Below are 8086 nucleotides of genomic sequence, written 5' to 3'. Positions count from 1 at the left end.
AAAATGAAAAAACTAATTGAAAGTCAACTACAGCTTTGGATTGGCGGTCTGCCCAGTTACATCAAGGCTTATTTGCCAATTTCACTCTGCGAAAGTTGAGTAAATAATTAAAAATTCAGAATATATTATTTAACCGAATTCCTGTTCGGTGCATAATTAATTTCAAAGCCGGAGTTGCGCTTGAGTTACAGTGTGATGTATACGCAAATACTGCCAACTCCAATCCAACAATACAAAAGTCCATCGATTGATTCCAGTTTATCCAGACAACAAAATTTTCTTCTATATATGTTTCTCGTGTATCCATACTAAAACCGTGTCCGAAAACCCTTTGGCTTTCTGGACACGGCTTTTTTGCATTCAATTGCAGCGCCACCCTGGAATGGGGTTGACGCAGGTTTGCGATTTCGCTGTTTACTTCAGAAACTTAGCTCCTTCCAAATGTAATGCATCGGCAACCGGACAATAATAGGTAATGCCTTCTCCGACTTTTAGCGCGCCTGCCGCCGCCAGACCAAGTTGCGTCCAGGATGTCCCTTCGCGCGCCATTTTAGCGGTGGAATAAGCAAGCAGCGTCAAGCCAGCCGTAATGCGTAACATTGAATTATACGTGCCAATATTTTGCTTCATCGAATTCCTCCTTGGAAATTGTCATTTATATGGATATTCCCTTTTCCAGTCCCTGTAAACGACAGCCACAGACCTCGCCTTTCGTCCAGGGTAATAACCTTTACGATTTAGTATACAGTTTAATGAAGAAAAAGCATAAAGAATCCTCCCATCGCTGGACTTCCCGGATTTTTCATGCACTCTTCTTCTATATTGGGAATTGTGTGATGGAAAATGATTCGAATGCTGGTCGAAAATTACTCAATTTTAATCTGCGTGGATTCTTTTTTCTCAACTTGTTCAGGTGCTTTCGGCACCTGCAATTGGAGCATTCCGTCTTTGAAGGAGCCGGAAATTTGATTTTCGTCAATGTCCCCGACATAGAAGCTTCGCTTAAAGGAGCCATAAGACCGCTCTTTGCGGATATAATGGCCATCCTCTTCCTTCGTTTCCTTGTTTTCCTCACGCGTCCCTTCCACTTCCAGATAGCCATCCCGGTATTCGACTTTGACATCGTCCTTAGAAAAACCTGGCACATCCATCTTCATCTCATAGCCATTGTCCACTTCTTTAATGTCGACTTTCGGATAATGGGATTCCTTGAAGAAACGGTCGAACAGATCGGTTTCGAATCCACTTTCAAACAGGCTCGGGAAAAAATCATCGCGTTTACTCGGAAATAATTTTCGCATGCTTCCACTCCTCTTTCTTGGATTTATTTTGATGAACTCGGCCTGCAGCTGGCAGACCAACCAATAATCTTCGCCGCCTTTCCTATAAAAGGGACCTATTCATTTAAATAGTTTCAAATTACTGAATATTCAATCAATAATGAAATTATAACCCATTAAGATTATTTGTCAATCTGTTCATTGGAAAAGGAATGGATTTTTTTCTTGCCCAGCAGTTTCATTTCGCCCCTGCATCCCCCTTTATGACGTTTTCCGCCTCCAGACTGCGGGAGATGAACACCGCCATTTGAACTCTGCTGACGTTTTGATAAGGACTGTATGTCGTCTTAGTGGTGCCATCGGTAATGCCATTATGTACAAGCGCATCTACATAGGGATAGAAATATTCGTTAGACGGCACATCCGTAAAAGCTTTAATCCCTGAACCAGTACCTTTCAGCTTGAATGCCTCCACTAACATCTTCGAAGCTTGAGCGCGGGTTACCGGCTATCTTTTTAATATAGTAGGGGCGCAATCGCAATGTGCGGGAAAATTATATGTTTGGGTTAATTCCTTGTGTGCCTTGCAACACCCTTACAATGAAGTACAAAAACCAAAACGACACACTGGATAAAATGATCAAGTTTCCCAACGCAAGATGATCTTTACTTATTTTGTTCTTCTTTTTTGCATTAACAGCATAAATCAGGTAGTCATAAAATAATATAATTGAAGGATAAAAATAGAACTGCAATCTATCTATCGCTTCAATACCGGAACCGCTATATAAAATTAAGAATGCCAAATAATAATTAATAATAAAATGATTGGATACAGTTTTGATTTTAGCTAAGGTTAGACTGTAATACAAAAATATAAATTGTATGAAGATGGGCATGAATTCCACCCAGGTCTTCTCCTTATTAACGCTGAAAAATGCATTCGGCTGTCCTTCATATTTTTCAACATAAAAGTCGAAGTTCATCAATAGACTGGTATAGATATCTTTAGTAAAAGGCGTAAAATAACTCAATGCAGTGAGGAAAAAAGAAATTATTACCATTAGTCTATTGATCCTCAAAAACCTTAGAACAAAGAGGGGCAACAAGTATATGGCACTGAAATGAAATAGACTCGCTAAAATCATGAAAAAGAAATACCTCAGCATGTCCCTTACTTTCAACTCTTTTTTTTGGATATAGTAAATTGCCATAAAGATGAGAGATATGGCTACTGCCTGCCGCATACCGTTATAAATAAAAAAGAAGTAAAAAGATAAAATGAATATAGTGAAACTGACAAAAAAATTATAACTGATTCTTCGGATAGCCCATAGGTTAAAAATCAAAAATAAACCAGTAACGATAAAAGTGAATATCAAAAAATTTCCTTGGCTCCTCGCAAAGTCAAAGATAAGTATAATGAAATAATCGAAGAATCTTGCATAGTCTCCCCGAAGGTAAAAGCCATAATACATCGAATAATCCGTCCCAATATGCAATGATCTAAAAACCGTTATGTAAAACAGGAAAACGATGAAAGGAATTAGGAATACAAACCCAAGGGCCTTAAGATATGTCATTCTGCTATTAGCGTTTTGAAGAAGGGGCAAGTTGAACAAAAAAAATATATATACTAAACTTCCTATCATTAAGTAAATATACATAGTACCCCCCTTTTTCGTTGAGACCGTCAATACTTACATTTTAAATAGATCGCAACTATTGCTGTCCAAATTGTTTAAATTAAAAATCATTCCTTCTTTCACACAGTTGTTCAACTATTCTAAGACTCTCTCTTCCGTGTTTGCTCATTAGAGCTCAATTTTCCATTACATATAGAATCATCAATAGGAAGTATTTCTGTTTGTGCAGTGGTTCGTCCCTTTACGCGCTCTTTAATTGGTTGTCAAAATATAGAGTTTAGACTGTATATGCAACAACTAGATCTCTATATTTATTTATACTGTGGTGTTATCTTTGAGGGCTTTCATTTTTAACATCAAATTAATAATGAGGTCCATTCTTAAATTCATAATTAAAAATTTCACCTTGGTTATCGGAGGAATTTTGCTGGAAAAGATGGTTTTCTTAATATTCAAGTTCATTAATTCACCATTCAGTTTTTGTTTGAGAACATCATAGTTTTTATCACTTTTATATTTTTCCAGATGAAGATAAACACTAAAAAGAGTTGTGATTAAGAGCGTCACAAACTTTTCTGAATAGCGTTTGTGCATGTCTTTTTGGATGAGAAAATCCTCGACTAAATATACGTTTTCAACTTTATGCCAAAAATCGAGGTCGGCTTTTTTAGTAATGCTTCCTTTGCGTTGAAGATAATTGTAGAAGTGATCTTCAAGAAAAACCACATTTGTGGAATGCCAAATAAGAGCAAAGCATGCAGACAAGTCTTCATAAGCCTTGCCTTTCGGAAATAATATTTGATGATTGGTGAACAATTCTGTTCTATAGATTTTATTGCAGACCTGGCCATTTATTTTTTTATGTTCAAAAAAATAATCCAGTGCCTGTTTTGAAGTGATGGTACTGCCCCCTTCGAAGCCGTGTTCTATCCCCTTTATAAGTTTTTCGTTTTTTTCATAGACTACCCGGATATTGCAGACGGCAATTTCGCTTTTTGTCTCGATTGCTGCATGGTACATCGTGGATATCATGTTCGATTCGACCCAGTCGTCACTATCTATGAAACTGATGAATTCCCCTTTTGCCAATCGAATCCCAGTATTACGCGCTTCGCTTAACCCACGGTTTTCCTGATTGATTAGGTGAATGTTCGGGTGTTTCAAGACGATATCCCGAATTCTTTCAATGCTGCCATCTTTTGTTCCATCGTTAATGATAAGCACTTCAAAGCTATTGAATTCCTTTTGTTTAACCAGACTTTCAATACAACGGCGAATATAATTCTCCACGTTATATACCGGCACAATTATGGATACTTTTGGCTTAATAGGAATCTCCCCTATCCTCTTTTTTGGACAGTTGAGTCACAGGATTTAATGTCAAAGCCTTGTTCGGCATAATTTTGTCCTTGAAATCTTTTATCTTCTTCACATTCATTTTTACCCGATGGTATACGCCAGGTGATAAATCGAATATTCTAATTTGCAATTGTCTTTTGGGATTCATCAAATTTTTGTCAGGTTTAATGAAATTTGTGTAGAAAGTTTTTTCCAGATCAATAAGAAGATCCTTTTTGTTTTCCAGCGAACTGATTTTCACTTCGTAATGGAAATGGAGCAATCTTTTCAGGAAAACTTCGCGGACTTTGGCTATGCAACTTTGAATCCCTTTACTTGAAAGAAAGCGTTCCAATTCTTGATAGCCCTCCAATTCGTTCGCAATCATCTTTTCCGACACTTTGGAATTCATGATGCTGCCTTGTCTGTCGGTTAAGTAATTATATTTCCCCGTATCTATATAGACGCACTTTTTACTGGCATAAATGAGCGGAGGAGTGAAGTAGAGATCTTCAGTCAATTTCCCTACAGGAAATTTGAAATTCTGGAGCAGTTCTTTTTTAATAAGCTTATTAACTATCCCGTGTTCTAATTTATAATTGTTATCCCTGGTAACCATCAACATTAGGGCTTCCTCCCCCCCACAAACCACAATGTCATCTGTGGATTCATCTAAAATTCCCAGGTCGGAAAACTCCCTGACTCTGCACATGGCGATATCGGCATCGTATTGGGAGGACAAACGATACAAGACCTCATACATATCCTCATCAATCCAGTCATCACTGTCGACAAATGCAACAAAATCACCAGTAGCGGCCTCCATCCCTGCGTTTCGGGCATCGGATAATCCGCCGTTATCTTTATGAATGACTTTTATGCGTGTGTCCAAAGCGGCATGTAGCTCACATATTAAACCGCAGCGATCCGTGGATCCATCATTGACCAATATGATTTCCAAATTTTCGTACGTCTGGTTCCTGACCGAATTGATGCATTTCGGCAAATATTCCTCCACATTATATATAGGCAAAATAACTGAAATCTTAGCATCCATCCCTGTACCCCCTAATCGGTTTTCCCCGCAAGCCCTCTTGAGAATTTTTTTACAATCAGTGTTTTAAAAAAGAGAAACTCATCTTTCTTGCGGAAGATAATAATGTAAAAAATATTGATGATCCCAATATTTAAGAAACAATTTAACAAAAATGCAGGTATTGTGACAATAGTTCGCAAATTCATGGTCGCTAAAGATGTTAATGCCAACGCTATCAATGCTAAACTGAAGTATTTAAAATACATGATGAAATATTTGCGGAGTTTTTCTTGAAAAATATACTTATAAACAATTTTAGGCTTAATCCAGAAAACTACAGTAATATTACTGATCAAAGTTCCAAGAAAAATACCTGCAAGTCCGAAATATTGAACCAGCCATATGGAAAAGCCCAGGTTAACGACTGCTTCCAGAATCGCCGAGTATTGATCCTGGCGATATAGTCCGCCGGCGTCTTTAAATTTTTCGACAGATGCCCTCAACAATGTTATGTAGAGATTAAGCAAAATGATGCTGATGGTAAACATGTCCAGAAACTGGCTATCGCCAAGCCACAGCAGCACAAATTGCTGGATTGTATTAAACATTGATATAGCTATGAATGAAGCAATCCAAAAGTTAAAAAAAAACAGTTTCTTATGAATGGCATACACTTTTTCTTTGTCAGCTTCGACAAGGAGATTTCCTATGCTTGCTGTGATGCCGTTAAAAGCTGTTTGAACCATCTTTGTTGCGACGGATATAACCATATAATAGCTATTGTATATACCAACTGTTGCAATATTGATGTAATAGGATATCAGCAGATTGTCCGTCCCAAAAACAGCGAATTCCCCTATCTTATGAATGAACAATGCCTTGATATTCTTCTTTAGATCCCTCTTTTCCTCTATTTTTATAGTTCCTGATTTGCCCGAACTCCATTTGAATCGCTTTTTAATATATGCATTAAGAATTAATAAGTAAAAAAGATTTATCACCAGTTGAATAATCAGGTAAAGAAAAAAACTCTCGTAAAGGTATAATGCCGCCATTTGCAAAAAGGCTATAAGTACAATAGAAGCTGTTTGAGCAACAGTGATGCGATATCCCTCCTGCGCTGCAATCAGCAGGCTGAATCTGGCAGAAAAGAAATAAGTAATAACGGTACTTGCCAGAGTTAGCAAAAAGTATATTCGCACATCATTTATATCAAGATCGCCTTTTATAAACAAAGGAAGGAAAGGCATTAGCGCCAAACCTGTTATAAAAATAATAAGTCCGATTGTCCGATAGAACTTTGTGTAGAATTGCACATATCCCATAATTTTTTCAGTATCATTTTCTGCATAAGGTTTGTAAAGAGCATAAACAATAGCCGTGGATATACCCAGTTCAGCAAGCGATAAGAAACCTATAAGGCTTGTAAACAAAGCGACCAGTCCCAGGTATTCACTACCTAAAGCATCAAGAAAAACCTTCCTCAAAAAAAATAAGGGCAAGAGTCCAATGGAAATCATAGCCAAATTCATGATGAAGTTTAATTCTGCTTTTTTTGTTCGCATTTACCTCTTCCTGCCCTCTTTTTCTCTATTTTTATTATTGCTTATTAATTATCTTTTTTTCGAAAATTATTTTATAATAACTTAGAAATTTCGTATTTCAATATCCTATAAGACATAAAGCAAAATATCTTTTCAAAAAGTAATATTCCATTTTTTTAAATGCACTCGCTGTTTGACTCATTTCGTTCAGCTAATTCTTTTTTGGTTTTTCGATACAAGAAAAAGAATCGTATGGCTGGTTGACAGGAGTGTTTTTCCGATGCGATCAAGTTTATTAACATAACCATCTCCCAACCGGCTCTTAAAGAAAGTGGTATTCCTATTCAAGTATTCATTCTGCTTCCATTCCGGGAATCGATTGTAAATCAGCTGCCGTGTTTCTTTCATCTTCAAGTAAAAACCAAAAAAATTATATTTAAAAAACTGCAGCTGCCTATACATATTCGACCACCAAAGCAATTTGACATATTGGTAACATAAACCCTTTCGATTTTCATCCGTCAAAGCATCTTTTGCTGAATAAAACTGGTATGTATCTTCCAGGGCGCTATAAATATCATTGATACTTAATGAAACAAAAGTAAGAATGCTACCCTTTCTATTTTTTCTGTAGTTGTAGAGCGGTTCGTTGATATAAGCATAATCGTTGGTGTAATACAATAGTTTGTAAATCGTTCCTACATCTTCATAAACCCTGCCTACTGGAAATTTTATTTCTTCAAATAAACTGGTCTTGTAAACCTTATTCCATGCACTGGGTTGAACGGTCCAAAGAACTTCCTGAAAGTCTATGCCACTCACTGCTTGTGGCAATTTCCCTTCTTCCACATCCAGCCAGTCAAAGATGACCATATCCGGCCGCCTTTCGAGCTCTATAAATATTTTTTGAAAAAAAGGTAACTGAATCGAATCGTCACTGTCCAGAAATGCTACATAATCGTATCGCACATGCTCAAGTCCATAATTTCTTGCATCCGATAACCCTCCATTCTCTTTTGCCAAGTAAAGAAATTTTGAATTGGCGTCTGCAAACTTCTTCGCAATCATCCCAGACTCATCCTGAGATCCATCGTCAACAAGGATCACTTGAATATTCGGTAGATTTCCCATACTTTCATAAACCGACTGTAAACATTCTTCGATATAATCTGCCACATTGTAAATGGGAATGATCAGACTTAATCCATTAGTTTTAAGCAAATTTTACACCTCCAGCGGGTT

8 protein-coding genes are annotated in these 8086 nt (G+C 37.1%); all 8 read right to left on the bottom strand.

What is annotated here, in order from left to right:
- Positions 1 to 414: 414 nt before the first annotated feature.
- The 8 genes from ACFQ1X_RS10815 to ACFQ1X_RS10780 all read right to left on the bottom strand — a co-directional run bounded on the left by ACFQ1X_RS10815 (position 415) and on the right by ACFQ1X_RS10780 (position 8065).
- Positions 415 to 630: a YgaP family membrane protein gene (locus tag ACFQ1X_RS10815; protein ID WP_144840801.1), complete on the bottom strand. Its 216-nt coding sequence runs from the start codon at positions 628 to 630 to the stop codon at positions 415 to 417.
- Between the two features lie 236 nt (positions 631 to 866).
- Positions 867 to 1301 (bottom strand): Hsp20/alpha crystallin family protein, encoded by a 435-nt coding sequence (locus ACFQ1X_RS10810; RefSeq protein WP_144840802.1) that lies wholly within the window; start codon positions 1299 to 1301, stop codon positions 867 to 869.
- A 217-nt stretch (positions 1302 to 1518) separates the two neighbouring features.
- Entirely contained in the window at positions 1519 to 1761 is a 243-nt protein-coding gene (locus tag ACFQ1X_RS10805) for an S-layer homology domain-containing protein (protein ID WP_144840803.1), read from the bottom strand.
- 73 nt (positions 1762 to 1834) lie between these two features.
- The gene (locus tag ACFQ1X_RS10800; RefSeq protein ID WP_379082530.1) at positions 1835 to 2863 is read right to left on the bottom strand and encodes an EpsG family protein; all 1029 of its coding nucleotides are present in this window, start codon (positions 2861 to 2863) and stop codon (positions 1835 to 1837) included.
- Between the two features lie 378 nt (positions 2864 to 3241).
- Entirely contained in the window at positions 3242 to 4237 is a 996-nt protein-coding gene (locus ACFQ1X_RS10795; RefSeq protein ID WP_379082527.1) for a glycosyltransferase family 2 protein, read from the bottom strand.
- A 13-nt stretch (positions 4238 to 4250) separates the two neighbouring features.
- A complete protein-coding gene (locus tag ACFQ1X_RS10790) occupies positions 4251 to 5321 on the bottom strand; it encodes a glycosyltransferase family 2 protein (RefSeq protein WP_144840806.1) in 1071 nt (356 codons plus the stop codon).
- Positions 5322 to 5332: 11 nt separating this feature from the next.
- Entirely contained in the window at positions 5333 to 6865 is a 1533-nt protein-coding gene (locus ACFQ1X_RS10785; protein WP_144840807.1) for a lipopolysaccharide biosynthesis protein, read from the bottom strand.
- Between the two features lie 186 nt (positions 6866 to 7051).
- A complete protein-coding gene (locus tag ACFQ1X_RS10780; RefSeq protein ID WP_144840808.1) occupies positions 7052 to 8065 on the bottom strand; it encodes a glycosyltransferase family 2 protein in 1014 nt (337 codons plus the stop codon).
- Positions 8066 to 8086 lie beyond the last annotated feature (21 nt).

The organism is Metaplanococcus flavidus, assembly GCF_042675885.1.
Lineage (GTDB): Bacteria > Bacillota > Bacilli > Bacillales_A > Planococcaceae > Planococcus > Planococcus flavidus.
The sequence above is the reverse complement of the archived record's forward strand: the minus strand, read 5'-3'. Positions and strand labels throughout refer to the sequence as shown.